Genomic DNA, 16916 nt, shown 5'->3' on the forward strand with positions numbered 1-16916 from the left:
GGTCAGCTCTGAAATCCCATCTCCAAGCGGATTCGCGCTTTCAGCTGCTCGCTGAGCTTGTCGCCGTAGACGCGCAGCTCGCTGATGTAGCCGTTCATCTGCTCGATGTACGCCCCGCGTGCGCCGATGCTGAGGGCGACCGCGCCGTTGTATACGGCGCCCGTGGCCACGGGATCGGTGTTCACGCCGTTGCAGCCAGCGAGCATCGTGCCGGCCGCAGCCGTGTCGCCGTCGCGGGAGCCCTCGATGAGCTGCCAGGCGTTGAGGCCGATCGTTCCCGCCAACTCAGCGGCCACGCCGGTAACCCCGGTGTTGAACGACACGAACCGCGCGCTCTTTGTGCTCGACACGCCGCTGTGCCAGCTCCGAGTGTTGCCGCCGCTGTCCTGACACAGGATCGTCGAGTTGTTTGCGCTGGTGGGCGCGGTGCTGAACAGCACTTTCGCGAACACAGTGATGTCGGGCGGCGCGACGAAAGCCGGCGTATTGAGGAGGCTGCCGGCGAACAGCATCGCCGGTTCACCTACCACGCCGCCGTAGAAGCGCGGCTGCCGTGCCTCCGTGGCTTGGGACGCGGGCATGCCATTGAGCCGTCCGACCCACTGCGGCACCCGGGCACCGTCCGCGGCCGCAGCGTCGATCGCCAGCCACTGCTCGATCAGCAGCTTCTCAGCAGTGACGCGGGGGATGAAGCCGGATCTGATCCGGCCGTACATGCCGGACCTCATGCCGCCACCTCGAATCGATTGCGGCCGCCCACCCGCACGCCCGACCACATCAGCCAGGCGCGCCAGCGCGCAATACCGCTGGAGCGCAGGGCGTTGCGGAACACGCGGTCGGCCTTCGAACGGCTGAGCGCTCCGCTGGTGTAGAGGTAGTCGTGCAGAACCGCCGCCGCATGCCCGTATGCGCCGAGCAGCGCGTAGGTCAGCGGCAAGCGAGGGACAGAGGCGAAGTCGGTCTCGAAGCCCGCAGGCACGTCGACGCGGCCGTGCTCCGAGTCCAGATACGAAAATGGCGCCAGAAGGCGCCATCGTTTGCGGTCGGACTGCAGCTCAACCTTCAGGGGTAGCGGAAACCGATTCATCCGGCCAGCCCTCCTCGAGCATGCCCTCGCTGAATTCGCCTGCGTCGAGCGCTTCCAGCAACTCAGCCTCGCGATCGAAACATGCTTGGACGTGTGCTCGCATTTTCGTTGCAAAACCAAGTAGCGTCTGCGCGTCCAGCTGAACAAACCCCGTTGGGGTTTTCCAGTTGCACACGTATTCCGGATCGATCAGGGCACTTACGGCCGCGCCGGTGATCAGCGCCTGGCTATCGCGACCGGTGTCGATTCGCGCGGTGCCGAATACGATGCCTGCCGTCTCAGCTTCATAACGCCGGGTCGCGATCAGGATCGGATAGTCGATCTCGGGTGCCGGCTCCGGCACGTTCCCCGCCTCCAACCACTCCTGATAGTCGCTCCACCATCGATGCCCTTCAGGAATCCGCGCGCCGTCATCAAGACGGAGTACTGCGTTCTCGTCGTCTTTGATCAGCTGGTACATATCAAAGCTCCGCGTCGATCGTGATTTTCCCGCCAGACAACCAGGCGAAGTAGCCAGAGCCGCCCGGGCTCATTCCAGACGAGCCGGTGATACCAACTTGCAACATGAAGGGCGTCTGTAGCTTCGCGGCAATCGTGCCGGAGCGTGACGACGGGTCATAAAATGCCAGGCCGGAGGACACCACCACTGCCGCGGAGGACGTGCGCATCGTTGTCGGCAGTAGCAGCCAGCTGTAAGCAGAGGTCGAGCTTGTGACTGTGCCGTTCGCGAGCCCCTCCCCGTTGCCGAGCGTGTAGACGACGCAGTATCGCTGACATAGCAGCAGGTCAGCGCTGAAAAGGGGGGACCGAAACGGAGTGGCAACCGCTCCCGATTCGAATTTGGCCTCTCGCACTGTGCCGCCAATGAAGCGAACAGTGACGTTCGCACCGGCTGTCAGGCTTGCCGTCTGCCCACCATTATTGATCGCCGTGCCATTAACGGTCGCTGTGGCGGTGCCCGACCAAGTAAGTGTGTGAACCCCGCCCTGGTTGTTGACGCCTTCAATTACTTGCTCAACGCCCCCCGCCGGCGCGGTGATCTGGTTGCCGATACTTGCCGCCGAGAATGTCAGGCTCTGCCCGCTGGTGACGACGCGCCATCGATCGAGCGTGTACTGGTTTGCCCCGGTAGTCGCTGTGCCGCTTACGTAACCGCGCTGATTGATTCTGAACAATGGGTTGATAAGCAGATTGTCGCCAGTTCCAAGCCCGCTCAGATCCCGCGCCTGCCAGATCGTCGCGCCGCCGTCGTCGGTATAGAACGACTGGACGGTGACCGCGCCGGCAGCTGTTGCAGGCTGTGCAACGACTCCCCCGCCGTCCGCTTTCACGTTACCGGGATAGATCACCAGCCGCCCGCCGGTGGCGTCTTGCACGAACGTCACCGTGAAGACGACCACGCGCCCGGTCGGCACGTTGCTGAATGCGAGGGCGGTGTTCCCGGTGAGAGTCACGCGGAACCCGGCCGGGCTGGAGAGATCGAGCGTGGCCACGCCGCCGACCAGGGCAACGGCCTTCAGTTGGTCCCAGGCGTTCTTCTGCGCGCCCTCCTCGATGCCACCCAACTTGGTTGCTATAGCCTTGATATCCGCGCCGATGGCCTGGGCCAGGGCGGTCAGACGAGAGGCGAGGCTCATGATCAGGCCTTGGCGGTTGCGTAGTCGGCCGCGAAGTCGTGCTCCGGATCACCCACGCCAATGTTCGTGCAGGCCTGCAGCTTCTGGGCAGTCGTCAGCGTTTGTGCAGCGTCGAAGCGAACGCGGTTGTTCACGGCAGTCGCCAACGCCGCGGCGGTGGAGGCGTTACCCGTTGCCAACTCCTGCAGCTCGAGCAGCGTGTCGTAGGCCTCGGAGGCGCCGCCGAGGATCTCGGCCTTCACCGCCTGCTTCGCCAGTTCCAGGCTGTCGTAGATCTTGTCCGCGGACCAGGTGACGCTGGTGGCGCCGTTGCCGGCGTTGTCGTCGATGACTGCGCCGGCCTGGCCAAGCAAACCGTAGATCTCGGCAATCGCCGCGACCAGGTTTCCTTTTGCGGTGGTGGGCAAGCTGGTCAGGTCGCCCTGAGCTGTGCGTAGCGCTTTGACGTCCGCGCCGATGGCCTGGGCCAGCGAGATGATTTTGGTTTCGAGGCTCATGGTCTATCCCTTTGCGAGTATGTAGAAGGCGAGTGGATCGGGAATCAGGTCGTCGTTGACGAAGAGGCCGTCATCGCTGCCCTGGGTGAGGCGATTGTTCGGGTCCTCGCTGATCAGCGGGGCGTCACCGCTCCCGGGCGAGGCTGGTCCCGGCGGGCCTGGCGGCCCCTGCGTGCCAGGTGCAACGACGACGGCAGCAGTCGGACGCGGCGCGGTAACGACGAGCGGGCAGCAGTCAGCAGCCATGCGCACCTCCCGTACCGACCACGACGTCGCCCTGCAGCCAGCGCATAACGCTGCCGTCGCTCATGGTGAGGTCCAGCCAATAGTCGCTCCGAGCCAGGGCCAGCACGTCGGCTTGGGCGGGAGTGATGACGACCAGCAGTTGCCCTGGCCCTTGAATCAGCAGGCCACCGTTTTCGGTCGTCAGGTCGAGGACGGCGCCGTCCTTGCTGGTGATCCGCAGCAGCCCGGTGCACCCCGTGAGGTCCACCGGCGGCTGGTACACCAGCACCCCGCCGCTGGCCTTCTGATTCAGTCCGTTGAGGCCGTTCAGCTCGATCGTGTCGGCGTCGACCGTGCGCGCAATGCGGAACGGCTGGCGGGTCTTGTCGCTGCGCAATTCGCTCCAGCCCACGACGTCTTCGAACCACACCGGCCACTCCGACGGGAGGCCGTGGCCGGGCACGGTGATCAGCAACGGCGCCGTGCGCTGGATCGCCGCGATGGGTTTGTAGAGGTAGCTGGGCTGCATGAGCAGCAGGGGTTGTCGTGTCGTGGTGCCCGGAATGACGGGCAGGTCTAGGCGGGCCGGCTGCATCGCTGGCTACTCCATGTGCTGAAGGTGTTAGTGGAATTCGCTGGTGACGTAGTACACGGCGTTGTAGCCGGTTATCACGCAACGCCCGAATACACCCCCGGTGAGCCCCGTGATAATGGTCGAGGAGCCGTCGATCTCGACCGAAGTTGCCCTCCCAGCCGGCATCCCATAAACCTGCGCGCTGGCGAATTGTCCGGCGCCAGAGAGGATGATGCGCGTCGATCCGCCGCCGCCCTTGAAGTGAAAATCAAACGCGGTCGTCTCCGGACTAGCCAGCACCTGGGTCTCGATGGCGTAATCGCCCGGCTCCCATTCGGACTGGACATAGAGGAAGCCGGTGTCCAGCCCGAACGCGTATTCGCCTGGCGAATACACCTCAAACTGCCCCGCTTTAGTCAGCCGCCGCATCATCCCGGCGGTGACGCCGGCGATGACGTAAGCGCCAGCCGACCAGGCCCGTTCGGTGGTCTGCTCTACCCCGCGCTCGATCTCCGGCCCATCCTGGCCCATGAAAATCCGCACGACCTCGGCGTTCTGCTGCTCCAGCGGGTCCATCGACGGCACGAGGGTGAGGAGGTAGTAGCCCGACTCGCTCAGGTCCAGCCGATCAAGCGCGGCGGCGGGAATGGGCAATGTGGTGCCGCCCACCGGCAGCTCGGCGTCGAGCTGGGTGATCCAGTTGTTGATGAAGCGCATGTGAATCTCCTAGATCCAGAAAACCGGCCCTGGGGCGTCGCGGACGTACTGCCGGGTGATGGGGTTGTAGCTGCCGAAGCGCTCAGCTATCACGCCCGTTAGGTCACGGCCGTTGGTGAACACGCCATCGGCATAGGGCAACGCGCCGCTGCCCAGCCGGACCTTCGTCGGCGCTGCGCCTTCATTCGCGCGAAGGGCGAACACGCACGGCATCTGCGCGCAGTACCGCACCGACCCGAGAATCAGGTTGGTGGAGGCCGCGTCATTGGCCGCCGGCGAACGCAACGCGAGAGAACGAGCAAGCCGCGATGCCGGTACCGTAGATGCCCACGGTCCGGGGTACATGTCCGCACTTGCGGCGGTGTTCGAGTAGTTCGAAGAGCCCGAATCGAAAGCGGTGTCCAGGTGCACCGACCATTCGCAGTTTTGCGACACGGTTCGAGACCGCTCCCCTACGGTCGGGAAGTTGAGGACGTCCCCGGGTATCTGGTAAGCCAACTGCGCGGTCATCTCGGTGGTTGCGGTAGCAGTGAAACTGGCCGATGCAACCTGAGTGCCGTCATTCACAAGCCTGAAGGTGGCAGTTTGGGTGTAGGTTTTCGAAGCGTTGAACGTGCCCGTGCCTGATCCGAAAGTCTCCGCGTGCCAGTTTGAGGGGCCGCCCCCGATATCCGCCCCAATAATCACGCCCGTCCCGCTGGCACCACCTCCAACCCCCGACCCGGTGTAGTGCTCATTCACGACCGCATCTGCGGTGACGCTGGCCACCGAGCCATCCGGGCGGTAGTACATCGCCAGCACCATGCCAACCGCGCCGTAGCTGATGTCGTAGCTGCCATGCCCAGGGACGCGCAGCCCGTTCCCGCCGATGGTGGAGGGTGTTGAACGCGTCGCTACCAGGGAGCCGTTCCAGCGGTACATCTCCCCGACCGGCTCTCCACGCACCCATTGCGTGGTGACCACCACTGCCTCATCCGACAACTGCGGGACGACGCGCTCGGTCACGGTCCCAGATGTCTGGGCAGTCGTCTTCAGCGGGCGCAGCACGGCGGACCGGACCGCATCCACGTTGCTGAGGGTGAGTTCCCAGAACTCCAGAATGGGCCAGTGCCAGCCGCCCCCCTCGATGGACGAGTAACTCCCGTCCGGCAGCGAGCTACCCGTGCTGGTCATGTGCGCCAGGATCACTCGGCCCCCAGACGCTACCGAATCGACCACAACCCAGTTCGACCCCGCGGCGGTCACCGGCGCCCCATCGGGCTTTGAAACATCGATGTCCAGCGACTCCGGCTGCGGCCGGCGAGCCAGCTTCGGCCCGGGGATCAGGCGAACTGTTGATAGCGTGCTGCTGAGGCTCGCCTGCCAGTTCCGCTCGCCGTCGTGGTAGATCCACCTCGCCATGCCCAGCTCAGAGCCATAGGTGTACTTCTGCCCATAGATGATGGATTCGCGCGGGTTGTAGAGCGCTGCGGATCGCCACTCGCGCCCGGCGGACTGGTCGGCCGCGAGCTGCTCGGTGGACCGCTGAATCACGGACGCTCGCGGGTCGCGGAAGCGCAACACATTGCCCGCCTGGTGTGCCGGCGAAACCAAGGGCAACGCACTCGACCAGCCGAACTGGATGACCTGGCCGTTCGGCAGCGTGAGTCGTGGCAGGAAACCTCCCGAGTCTTTGCGCAGGTCGATCCGGCCATGCCATGGCCATCCGAAGATCACGGGCTTGCCCGGCTTCCAATCCGATAACGCACTATCGAACATCTCAGCCTCCGACGTTGGGCGGCGACGCGAAGTTGAACAGCACCTCGGCGCCGGTCGCATCGATCATGGTGATGCTCTTGAGCGGCTCGATCTCCACGGCGAGCAGGTAGTCGCTGCTGTAGAGGTTGCTGGTTTGGGCGTAATAGGTGCGCGTGCTTCCACCGGTGGGCGTCAGCTTTTCCGTCAGCGGGCTGGCGATGCCACCGCCGGTACCGCCCGCGGCCGGCGCAGAGTAGGTGGAGACGCCGCGCTTCGCTGCCCGGGCGCCGCGTGGATCGATGGTCTTCAGCGCCTTGTTTGCGCTGCCAGGGCTCACCAAGCGATTCAGGTCGTCGGCCAGGCTGCGGCGGGAGGCTTCGTTGTTCGCGCCGATCGCTCGGCGAATCTGCTCGCTCGTTGCCATCACAGCTCCAGGAGGTCGTTCGGTATTGCCAAGCGGTAGGTCCCGGCAATTTCCACTTTCCACTCATCGCGCAGGGCGTCCGAGACTTGGGGCGCCGGCACTTTGAATTGCCGCGGGAACTGCTCGCCGGCGTTGCCCGATGAGTAGTTGCCGCTGAAACCGTCCAGCTCCTCGTTGTACGGCGGGCTCGACGTGCGCCCGCCCAACTGCGTGGGCAAACTGCCGCCGCCGACCGGCCGCGCGGCAGTGCTCGTGCTGTGCGGCGGAGGCGTCAGCGGGTCGCTGACATTGCCGCCGCCGCGCATCACCGCCACGCTGATCGTCGTCAGGGCCCTACCGCTGGCGAGGTCGAACTCGTGGGTGATCTGCCGGCACTTACCGGCGGCGCGGATCTGATCGTCCAGCTCGAGCGTGTGCACAAGGTCGATTCCCAGGGCCATCGGCGTCGGGACTTGCCACGACACGGTCGTGCCGCGGTGCGCCTCGATGAGTGTCGTCCGCGCCTGCTGCAGCCCGCACCTCAGCCCCGCGATGCGACGCGCCTCGTTGCGCAGGTCGAGGTTGCCGTTGATGCCGTCGACGGGATCGATGTCGTCGTCATCCGGGGCCTCGTCGTCACCGTCGCCGATGGCGCCGGGCGTGCCGGTGCTGCCCGCGTTCACGCCATAGGGCTCGCTTTCCCACTTGTCTGCGCGATCGCTTTCGATCTCGATGGCGATGCGCTGGCGGGTGATGACCTCGCCGGCGTCCGCGACCGATTGAGGGACTTCCACCCGCAGCGGGTAGCTCTCGGTGACGGCCTGCACTTCGCGCAACGCGCCGCGCCAGGAAGCGCCGAGTATCAGGCCCTCCGCATAGCTGTTGTTGATCCACGGCGAGCCGTCGCCGCAGGGGTTCGCCATGTTCGGCGGCAGGCGGTTGTAGTTCGCGGCGGAGAGCATGGTCAGGCCGGCGCTCTCTGTGGCCTCCTGCACCATGGCCATGGTCGGCAGCTCGGACGTATCGTCCCGCCACGCGCAGAAGCCCTGCAGTCCACCGAAACCGTCTGTATCCGGATGGGTCCACCCGAACGAGAAGTTGAACTGCCAGAGCCGGCTGAAGCGGTAGTCGGCCTCGATCTCGACGACGTTTGTCTGCGAGTCGAGGTCCGCGAGGTCGACCTGGATCGACTGGTAAATCGTGGTGCCCAGGCCGAACACAAACGCCGGCGTGCCAGCGAACCAGCTGGTGACGCGCATCGAGCCATCCACCGCGCAGTCGAGGCTGGCGGCCATGGTGCTCAGGCGCTCGTTCATGTAGTCAAAGCGGCTGCGGCCGTCGACGGGCTCGAACACGTCCTCCGACCACACCGCGCCGGGCGTGAGCGCATCGATCTCGGCGATGGTCAGCGCCTCGACGCGCTGCTGCAACTGGTCCGAACAGGTGCAGCTCAGCGTGCGCGTGCTGCTGTCCCAGCTCGGGTCAGCGATGCGGCCGGTGTAGCGGCGCGTTTGCGTGGTCACGCCGGCCACTTCGCAGATGAAGTCCAGCGTGACCGGCTTGCCCTTCCAGTCCGTTGGCGTCACCGGCCCGGCGGCAAGGCACAGGTCGAACCGCGCGATGCCGGCGGCACCCTCTTCCCGGTCCACCTCGACCGTACCGGTGAGGCGCGCGGAAACGTCTTGGTCGCCCACCAGCAGCCGCAGCTTCCAGCGGAACGCACTGACCAGCTCGACTTGGCCGGGCTCCGGCGGTACGTCGCCAGCCCCCGCGAGGGAGGCCAGCGGAGCACTGGCGAGGGGTACGCCACCGATCAGCATCTACGCCTCCTCCCAGTTGATCGTCCAGCCGTGGCTGCCGGCGGATTGCGACTTCGGCGGCTTGCTGGCGAACACCTGGTAGACCGGGTACCAGTACGTGGCGTAGAGGGTGGCGCCGGCCGCCGGCGTGATGGTCACCACGCCATCGGCGAAGCTGCAGGGCGTTTCGGCCCACTGCCCGGTGTCGCCGATCAGCGCCACGCACCAGGGTTCGGCATCCGGCCGCGGCGTGCTGGTGAGCGGCACCTGCAGCGCACTGCCGGTGATGCACTCGGCGAGCGCCAGGCGCAGTTCCAGGGGCTGGCTGTAGTCCAGGCCATCGAGCCCGGCCGGCATCCAGCCCTGGCCGCTGATCGAGCCGGACTCCTTCGCCCAGTGCGACATTTTCACGCCCTGGCCGTTGCTCATCCGCACCACGGTTTCGCCGCCGAGCGGCTCGGACGACTGATCCGGCGCGCCGGCGAGCAGCACGATCGGCACGCCGCCGAGCATGATCGGTAGAGACATTCGGAACTCCAGGCAAAAGAAAGCCCGCCGAAGCGGGCTGGGTCGGGTGCTACTTGCGGTGAGTTCGGCCGAACTTCAGGGCCTCGTTCCGCAGGTCTTCAGCGGTGCTGCGGGTGGCTTTGACGTTGTAGGTCTTGCCGCCCAGATCCAGCGACAGGGTGCCCCAGGACTCGACGTCGCTGCTGCCTCCGCCCGCAGCGGCGGCCAGCGCCGGCGCCAGAACAGGGATGGTTGGCATAGCACGCGTGCTGATCTGCCCACCCTCGGCGAACTTGGGAAGTCGCATTGCGTTGAGCTGACTCAGAAGCTGCGGGCCATAGTGACGAACAGCGGCTGCTCTCATGACGAACTCGCCGTTGGACACCCTCGCCAGGATGCTATCGCTGGTGCCACTGCCAGGTCCGCGCAGGAGTCCGCCCGCGGCCTTCGCGGGGAGAGTGGTTGGGTCAATCAGCCCGTCAGCACGCGCATCATTGGCTGTGTTAGTGGCCACGTAGGTGACAGGAACCTGCAGGTACTGTGCCCATTGCTGCGCGAGAGCTATCAGCCTCTGCTTCGTTTGCTCCTCCGATTCAGCATCCGACTGATAGCCGACGCTGATGCGCTTTAGCGCCTGAGCATACTGAAGGAAGCCATCCACTTTGGCCTTCTCTTCATCGAGCGATCCTTGCGCATTCTGCTCATCGATTTTCGCGGCTTGGTCCGCTATCTGGCCCAGCTCCTTGGCGATACCCTCAAATCCGTAGGTGTTTGCACCAGCCGCTTTCAACTCCTTCATGATCTGCGCGGCGCGGCGGGCTTCGGCCAGCGCAGTTTCGCTATCCCCGGACCGAACTGCTGAACGGGCGCTGTACTTGGCCTGACTAAGATCGGCGAAGGAGTTACCGCCGGTTGCAGCAGTCCCTCCAGCCATCTCGGCGGCGAGCTTAGCGAACTCCTTCTGGATGCCTTCTCGCGCTTTGCGACTAGCCTCAAGGCGATTGTTAGCCTCGTCGTACGCAATGAGCTGCTGTGAAAGCTTGTCTCGGACGATCTTCAGTTCGTCGTCTTTGATTTTTCCAATCCGAGCTGTAAAGGCGGATTCGCTCTTTGCGCGGGAATCCAGTTCTGCCTGGATAGCCTCCCGAGTGGTTTGGTAGGCACGGGCCTGCTTGGCCGCAGAAAGCGCCTCCTGGCTGACAGGCGCGGTTGGCCCGTTTTTCTCCATATCCGCACGGCTGATCAACTCGGCCTGCGCGCGCCAGTGCTGCTCCGCCAGCCTCAGTTGCTTCGTGTACTCATTGCGCTCGGTTTCGGTTTGTTGCTTCACTGCATCGGCGGACTGGATCACCACGGCGGCGTATTGCCGAGTTGCGGTGGCTTTGCCAGTCAGTGCGGCCTGATCGCTCACCTGGGACTTTTCGAGTTCCTGCATTTCCTTGTACAAGCCGTATAGCTCGGATAATTGGTCAGCGGTGAAGCCCACCACGGAGAGCAGGCCAGCTCCTTTCGCAACGCTTGCCAGCCTCACCTTGCCCAGTCTGCCCATGCTCCCTGCCAGGCCGTCCAGCGCGACACCTGCGGCCTGCGCCCCGGAAGGGGTCTGCCCCAGCGTGCCGAGAAAGCCACCGAACGAGCTGCGCAGACCTTTCACGATTACCGCAACAGCCTTGGCGCCGGCACCGAATGCCACCAGTCCGACAAGCGAGACACGTAACCCTTCCGGCAAGCTGTTGAAGGCATTGAGCAGGCCGGTCAGGAGGTTGATGACGGGAAGGCCGGCGGCAACCGCTTCACCGAAAGCTAGCTTCAGCTCGCCAAGGCTCGCGTTGAAACGATCCATCTGCGCTTGCGGCGTGTCCTTCATGATGTCATAGGCCCGCTCTGTCGAGCCCGCCGCCTGGTCCATCCGCCCCAACTGCTCGTTGAAGGCGCCGATCTGGTTGGTGAGCGCCAACACCGCCGTGCGCCCCTCGGTATCGGGGATGATCTGGCGCATGGCTGTGGCCCCCAGCTTCTTCTGCGCGATCTGTTGGAGCGTGCCGGAAAGGCCGTTCCAGCGGATGCCCAGCTCTTCCATGGCTTTGGCAGCTTCGGGCGACGGCGCGGCGAGCTGGTTGATGGCGCTACGCAACCCGGTGATCGCAATCGGCGCCTTGATGCCTTGCACGGTCATCCGGGCGATCGCCGCACCGATCTCATCGAACCCCACGCCAGCAGCGGCAGCGCTCGGCAGTACCTGACCCAAGCCCGCTGCAAGTTCGTCGAACTCAACCACACCATCCTGAATGGTCAGGAAGAGCTGGTCGTAGCGCTCACCGAGCTTGCCCACATCCTCGCCATAGGCATTGATGATCGAAACGCCAACGGAGGCGGCCGTCTTGGTGTCGGTCATGCCCGCTATCGCGGCCTTCGTCGACTGGGCCAGCACGTCCATGGCCTTGGCGGTTTCAACGCCACTTCCCAGGATGTCCCTTAGAGCGGCGGCGCTCTCGGCGGCAGGTTTGCCGAGATCCGTGCTGATCTGCCGGACCTGCTGGGAGGTCGCCTCCAACTGCGTTCCGGTGAGATCGGTAATGGTGGCGATGCCGGCCACCTGCTGCTCGAACTCCGCGTAGTCGCTGAACGAACTGCGTGCCAGCATTGCGAAACCGCCGAACGCCGCCGCACCGGCTATCACCTCTCCCCGGATGCGGCCGAGGACATCAAGCCAAGTGCCCGATACCGCAGTGAGCCCTTGGGTTTCCCGAGACGCCGCGGCGATGCTCTGGCGCAGAGTGGTTTGAGCAACTGCGATCTCGGTGGTACTGAGCACGCCGGATTTGCGCAGCAGTTCAAACTGACGCTGCTGCTCGGCGATGGCTTCGCGAGTGCCGCGAAACTGGGAAACCCCCAGACTTTGCAGTGCCCCCTGCATAGCCGCATCGTTACGGCCAGATCCTATGCGACCAGCCAACTCCGACTGCAGCCGCTGTTGCTCCGTAGCAAGCTTGCGCGTATCGACGCCTGCTGCACGCAATTCCGCGCGTTGCTCCCTGACCTTAGCCTTCTGCTTTTCGAATTCGCGCGTGGTGGATGCAAGGGTCCGCTGAGCCTGCCCAAGGTCCCTATCCAATGCGCGTACGGGCTGGCCTGCCGCGGCAATAGCGGTCTTCAATTCATCGACGCGCTTCTTGGCGGCAAAAAATGCAGAGGATGCGGCCTTCGCCGCCTCCTGTGTCTGCTGCAGCGCCTGGACCTGACGGATCGGCTTTTCAACCGCCCGGACCATTTCCGCGTATTCCTTCCGGAAGCCGCCCACCTCCTTGGTGGCTTGGTCAAGGTTCGCGACCAGGCGCAGTTCGACATCAGACATGAGAATCAGCCTTTAGAAGCCGCGCGGATAGCCGCGAGGTAGTAGGTCCAGGGGTAGTACGGAGCGTGCACGTGACCCAGGCGGATCAACGCGTTCAGCGTGGCATCCAGATCGGCTAGCTTCTGGCTTGTTGAACAACCTTGGTCAGCCGACCCAGCAGCCCGAAAAAATGCGGGTTCAGCTCCTTGCAGACGCTGATCACTTCATCGACCTGACTCGGCCGCATGGCGTCGATCATCTCGTCCGTCAGGCTGGTCATGCGCTTGATGTCCCCCAGCGTGCAATCGGTGAAAAGCATCGCCTCAAACGGATCGGTTTCGAGCTCGGTATCTTTCAGCCAGTTCCGCACCTGCAGAACGGTCAGCTCTCGGCAAATAATCGATTGGCCGCCGACCACGATCTCTCGGCTGTTGGTTTCTTGCATGATTCCTCCGGGGATAAAAAAACCCGCCGAAGCGGGTTGTTTGGGTTACCAGGTATCACGAAATCGCGAGCAGTAGTCCGCCAAAGAGTCGGGCCACGATCCAGCCAATCACCAGCAAAATTAAGAAAGCAGGGATCGACGCGATCGCCCACTTGATCATGAACATCACCATTGAACCGAAGCGCATGTGCACGTCGACCACTACAACAGGCTGCACGCCATCAAGGCCTTTTGTTGCTGCTGCCAGATAGCTGCTCGTCGCCGGGGCTCGGCGGTTTGCCTGATTGATAGCGCGTGCTTTCTCGACGACGTCGGATTTGATTGTCGGCTCTGACATAGGGTCCCTCCCGTGAAGTTCGAGGGAATCTACCACCGCACCAGCAGCCCCGAAACCCAGCACAGGGGCTGGGGCGTTGTTGCACAGTCTGGGCAGTCCGAGCGCAGCCTTGGCCGGTTAAAGCCCGAGGGTGAGCTGGAGCTGCCCGCGCCAGTACTCTACTTGATGCGTCAACCCGGATTTTCGCTAGGGCCATGCTTTTTAATTGGCCAATAGATTTACCCGGTGGTCGCGGTATTCCTTTCGGCAATCTTACGCAGGTCATTAACTAACCCTACGCATTCAGCCAAATGCACTTGAGCATCTTTTGAAGTGATTTGATCATCGAGATAATAGTCAGCCTTAACTCTTAGTAGCTTCGCTCGATGTATACACGCTGCGATGACCCTAAGTCGTTTACTTGCCACCCTGTATCGCGAGATCAAACGATCATGCACACCCTTTTCCGTAACCGAATTATCTGGCAGCCCAATTTGCTCGGCCACATGCAATGCTTCATGGTATAAAGCGTAGTAGCTACGACCGACCGATGCTCTAAGAAATATCTCTCCTGAATCATTTTCCAAAAGAGCCCGTGCGAGCTCCAACATTTTATCACTAGATGCTGGCATAGTATGGCCCGTACGAAGTATTACTTTCCGTAAACACATGCGGCTTTATACCAACAGAGAACACAGAATCTATGGGATCATCATATAAATCTACTAAAGCCTCAGTCATTTTCTGATCAAGTTCGACAATATCTTGAACACTGCCATCAACGACAAACTGAAACAGTATCCCTTCTTCCTCTGTGGCAAATAGGTCATAAGCCAACAGTGGATGTCCAATCGACTGCCGAATAATGTCAGCTGCAGTTTGAAGGCGTAACGAAACTTGTGAATCGTCAAACCCTTGCCGCTGAAGTATCGATAAGGCGGCTTTTATATTTCTATCTTCAGGCCTGACTTCTCCACCAACATCATTCAAACAACTTACAGCGCGAGCAATCATTCCTACCGATGTAGAACATCCTATTAGAGTGCTCAGCATCTGTCGCTCGCCATTCGGCTCTATCGTTTGGAGAATTTCCTTTGACATAAGGATTCTCCCATTCATCCAGTTGATATGTGCTTTAGACAGTTTCACTGCCGTTTCAGGCAAGCCATCGGAAAGAGCTAGTTCAACAAGACTAACGGCTCGCTCTAACTTTCTTTGATAGGCAAAGAGGTAAGCCAATTCATGATTCAAAAAAGCCTTGGTCAACCTAGGTACGCCAGGTTGCGACAGTGTTTGAGTGATCTTGTTCTGCAGCCGCTTAACCGCAAGCTCGTTTAATTTATGTGTTTGTGTCAATGCATTAAAAATGTCCTGCCTTTCTTTGGCGATGGCATTTCCAATCGACTCTGGCTGGGAAGCCATTGAGCGCCCCTAAGTTGCGTGGATAACGCAACAGAGTACGGCCAAGCCCAGCCATGGTCGATACTGGCTATCCATCCACAGCCGTAGCGCGGCTTACGAGGGCAGACTAGGCCCCCTTCTTCTCCTTCTGCACCTTCATGTACGCCGACTTGCCCGTGCCGCGGGTGGAGTCGGCAAGTACTTCGGCGGCGACGGTCATGCCCATGAAGTCGTCGGTGCCGATCCAGTCCAGGCTCTCGGCTGGGGCGAACTTGCAGCGCCAGAAGCGCGGGTTGATGCGGCCCTTGGTGCCGGCGCCGTTCTGCCCTTCGAGCAGGATCTCCCACTCCTCGCCGGAGTTGACCAGCGCCTCGATGTCGTCGAAAGCCGCGCAGGTGTAGTCGATTTCAAGCGAGTAGTCGCCGGTCGCTGCCGCGATCGCCGTGGCCAGGGCACTGCCCTCGAGGACCTCGATGCCGGAGCCGGTCATGCGGAAGTCTTCGTCTTCCTCGAACTCGACCAGGCCGGTGGCGGCGTCGACCACCGAGGTGATGGTGAGCGGCATCTTGTCCAGCGCGCAGGTTTTGCCGACCTGGGCAATGTGCTCCTCGCCGGTGACCGCCGCGCTGGGAACCGCGCTGATATCGGCCCAGAGGTTGGCGGCGATGTTCTCGGAGTTGAACTCGCGGAAGTTGAGCGACAGCGTCATGGCGTTGATGCGCGTGAGCTTGTCGTAGTTGCCGCCTTCCGGGGTGCGGGTGTTGGGCAGGGTGATGTCGTTGGTCTCGGTCGCCTGCTGGACGGTGGAGACGAGACCCACATCGCGGAACGGGATGCCGGTGTTGGCCGGGCGCATCTTGACGATAGCGCCCAGAATCACGGTTTCGACTTTGCGCGCCATGTTATTTGGCCCCCTCGATAACGCCGGCTTCGACCAGGAACTGGCGCTGGCGGGCGGTGACTTTGATGGTGTCCCCGGCCACGTAATCCTTGCGGGCGTGGGTGTGGGGGGCGATGAGCTTCACCTCGAAACGAGGGGCAGCCTTCGGCTCGGCAGGCGCGGTGGCGGCTGCCGTAGTCTTCTCGGTCATGGTTATTTACCTTCGACGATGGTGCTGAGGTTGACGGGTAGGAGCACGGCGGCGGCGAGCATCCCCTCACCTGGCGGGAAGCTTTCCGGCGCGCCCAGGGTGAGCGCGGTGACGCCCAGCGGCAGCCACTTCGGGAAGCGGCCCTGTTCGGTGACCAGGCACTGGATGAGGTCGAGTTCGATGTCGTCGAGCGCGTCCTCGTAATCCATCCCTACGCTCACGGCGCCGGCGACGTTGAAGCCCTTGCCCAGCTTGAACGCGTTCGGCCCCTTCACCGGCGCCGCGCCGCGCGCGGGCTGAAGGACGATCACGGGGAAAGAGACGCCTTCTTCCTTGAGCACTTCATTCAGCCAGCCGCTGCGGACGTTCTGGCCGGCGTTGGTCCGGTAGCCGTTGGCGACGGTGATGGTCTGCAGCTGGTCGTACAGCGCCTTGCGGCTTTCGGTGAGGATGTTGGTCATGGGGTCACCATGCAGGCAGCGGTGACCACGTGGCCGTCGTCGTCATCGATGTCTTCGATCAGCAGCCGCTGGCCGTCGACTTCGAACACACCAGCCCGGAGCGCAACCGTAGGCAGGTCACGCTTGAGCCAGGTGATACCGACCTGCCCACTGCGAAACAGGCCGTCCGGCCCGGTGCGCACCAGGTTGCGGTCCACCTGCAGTTGCAGGCCTTCCACCGGTGGCTTGCCGGGCTCCAGGTAGCGGCCAACCGAATCGGCCAGCCGGCGGGCGCCGACGCAGTGCATTCGCGACAGCGCCGCCGCGAATCGGCCCTTCATCACTGTTGGATCAGCAGCGCCGGCGCGTAGCCGCCGGCTTCGTCGGCGGTGAGCTTGCCGAAAGGCACCGACGAAGCTGTGCCGTCGGCAACCAGGGCGCCGGCCTTGAGGCTGACCTTGACGCCGGCCTTGAGGCCCGCGGTGCAGCCCAGCTTCCAGACGCCATTAGGCTTGCCGGCGAAGGTCTCGCCCTCGGCAGCAGTGGTGAGCGGCACCACCATCAGCGTGTTGATCGCCAGCGGAACGCCGGACACAACGCCACCGGCCGGGGCGATCAGGGTGAGGCTCTCGCCGTCTTCAATGTAGTTCGTGGCCATGGGGAATTCTCCTGTTGGCTGAAGTGAAAAAACCCCGCCGGAGCGGGG

General features: G+C 63.0%; 20 protein-coding genes. All 20 read right to left on the reverse strand.

Features of this window, described 5'->3' with window-relative positions; genetic code table 11:
- Window positions 1–2 precede the first annotated feature (2 nt).
- On the reverse strand, window positions 3–716 hold the full coding sequence (locus BLV15_RS18315; protein WP_090231149.1) for a LamG-like jellyroll fold domain-containing protein: 714 nt from the start codon (window positions 714–716) through the stop codon (window positions 3–5).
- A gap of 8 nt (window positions 717–724) precedes the next feature.
- Window positions 725–1087: a DUF1353 domain-containing protein gene (locus BLV15_RS18320; protein WP_090231150.1), complete on the reverse strand. Its 363-nt coding sequence runs from the start codon at window positions 1085–1087 to the stop codon at window positions 725–727.
- Window positions 1056–1547 carry a DUF4376 domain-containing protein gene (locus BLV15_RS18325; protein WP_090231151.1) on the reverse strand — a complete coding sequence of 164 codons (492 nt, stop codon included), beginning with the start codon at window positions 1545–1547 and terminating at the stop codon, window positions 1056–1058. Before BLV15_RS18325 ends, BLV15_RS18320 begins: the two co-directional genes overlap by 32 nt.
- Window position 1548: 1 nt before the next feature.
- Window positions 1549–2724, reverse strand: a complete 1176-nt coding sequence (locus tag BLV15_RS18330; protein WP_090231152.1) for a hypothetical protein — start codon at window positions 2722–2724, stop codon at window positions 1549–1551.
- Window positions 2725–2726: 2 nt separating this feature from the next.
- The gene (locus BLV15_RS18335) at window positions 2727–3221 is read right to left on the reverse strand and encodes a hypothetical protein (protein ID WP_090231153.1); all 495 of its coding nucleotides are present in this window, start codon (window positions 3219–3221) and stop codon (window positions 2727–2729) included.
- 235 nt (window positions 3222–3456) lie between these two features.
- Entirely contained in the window at window positions 3457–4041 is a 585-nt protein-coding gene (locus tag BLV15_RS18340) for a hypothetical protein (RefSeq protein ID WP_090231154.1), read from the reverse strand.
- A gap of 27 nt (window positions 4042–4068) precedes the next feature.
- Entirely contained in the window at window positions 4069–4737 is a 669-nt protein-coding gene (locus tag BLV15_RS18345) for a hypothetical protein (protein WP_090231155.1), read from the reverse strand.
- Between the two features lie 9 nt (window positions 4738–4746).
- Window positions 4747–6495 (reverse strand): hypothetical protein, encoded by a 1749-nt coding sequence (locus tag BLV15_RS18350; protein WP_090231156.1) that lies wholly within the window; start codon window positions 6493–6495, stop codon window positions 4747–4749.
- Window position 6496: 1 nt separating this feature from the next.
- On the reverse strand, window positions 6497–6898 hold the full coding sequence (locus BLV15_RS18355; protein WP_090231157.1) for a hypothetical protein: 402 nt from the start codon (window positions 6896–6898) through the stop codon (window positions 6497–6499).
- Complete coding sequence (locus tag BLV15_RS18360) at window positions 6898–8697, reverse strand: hypothetical protein (protein WP_245728224.1); 1800 nt, start codon at window positions 8695–8697, stop codon at window positions 6898–6900. Before BLV15_RS18360 ends, BLV15_RS18355 begins: the two co-directional genes overlap by 1 nt.
- Window positions 8698–9204, reverse strand: a complete 507-nt coding sequence (locus BLV15_RS18365; RefSeq protein WP_090231158.1) for a hypothetical protein — start codon at window positions 9202–9204, stop codon at window positions 8698–8700. It lies immediately after the preceding gene.
- Window positions 9205–9253: 49 nt separating this feature from the next.
- Window positions 9254–12538 (reverse strand): phage tail tape measure protein, encoded by a 3285-nt coding sequence (locus tag BLV15_RS18370; protein ID WP_090231159.1) that lies wholly within the window; start codon window positions 12536–12538, stop codon window positions 9254–9256.
- A gap of 115 nt (window positions 12539–12653) precedes the next feature.
- A complete protein-coding gene (locus tag BLV15_RS18375) occupies window positions 12654–12962 on the reverse strand; it encodes a hypothetical protein (protein ID WP_090231160.1) in 309 nt (102 codons plus the stop codon).
- Between the two features lie 55 nt (window positions 12963–13017).
- Complete coding sequence (locus BLV15_RS18380; RefSeq protein ID WP_090231161.1) at window positions 13018–13299, reverse strand: hypothetical protein; 282 nt, start codon at window positions 13297–13299, stop codon at window positions 13018–13020.
- Between the two features lie 597 nt (window positions 13300–13896).
- Window positions 13897–14700 (reverse strand): hypothetical protein, encoded by an 804-nt coding sequence (locus BLV15_RS21950; protein ID WP_139210750.1) that lies wholly within the window; start codon window positions 14698–14700, stop codon window positions 13897–13899.
- 106 nt (window positions 14701–14806) lie between these two features.
- Window positions 14807–15580: a phage tail tube protein gene (locus BLV15_RS18385; protein ID WP_090231162.1), complete on the reverse strand. Its 774-nt coding sequence runs from the start codon at window positions 15578–15580 to the stop codon at window positions 14807–14809.
- Between the two features lies 1 nt (window position 15581).
- Window positions 15582–15770 (reverse strand): DUF7210 family protein, encoded by a 189-nt coding sequence (locus tag BLV15_RS18390; protein ID WP_090231163.1) that lies wholly within the window; start codon window positions 15768–15770, stop codon window positions 15582–15584.
- Between the two features lie 2 nt (window positions 15771–15772).
- Window positions 15773–16231, reverse strand: a complete 459-nt coding sequence (locus BLV15_RS18395) for a hypothetical protein (RefSeq protein WP_090231164.1) — start codon at window positions 16229–16231, stop codon at window positions 15773–15775.
- Window positions 16228–16551 carry a hypothetical protein gene (locus tag BLV15_RS18400; RefSeq protein WP_090231165.1) on the reverse strand — a complete coding sequence of 108 codons (324 nt, stop codon included), beginning with the start codon at window positions 16549–16551 and terminating at the stop codon, window positions 16228–16230. The genes BLV15_RS18395 and BLV15_RS18400 overlap by 4 nt, the downstream gene beginning before the upstream one ends.
- Window positions 16551–16868 carry a DUF2190 family protein gene (locus BLV15_RS18405; protein ID WP_090231166.1) on the reverse strand — a complete coding sequence of 106 codons (318 nt, stop codon included), beginning with the start codon at window positions 16866–16868 and terminating at the stop codon, window positions 16551–16553. Before BLV15_RS18405 ends, BLV15_RS18400 begins: the two co-directional genes overlap by 1 nt.
- Window positions 16869–16916: the final 48 nt, after the last annotated feature.

The organism is Pseudomonas kuykendallii (genome assembly GCF_900106975.1).
Lineage (GTDB): Bacteria > Pseudomonadota > Gammaproteobacteria > Pseudomonadales > Pseudomonadaceae > Pseudomonas_O > Pseudomonas_O kuykendallii.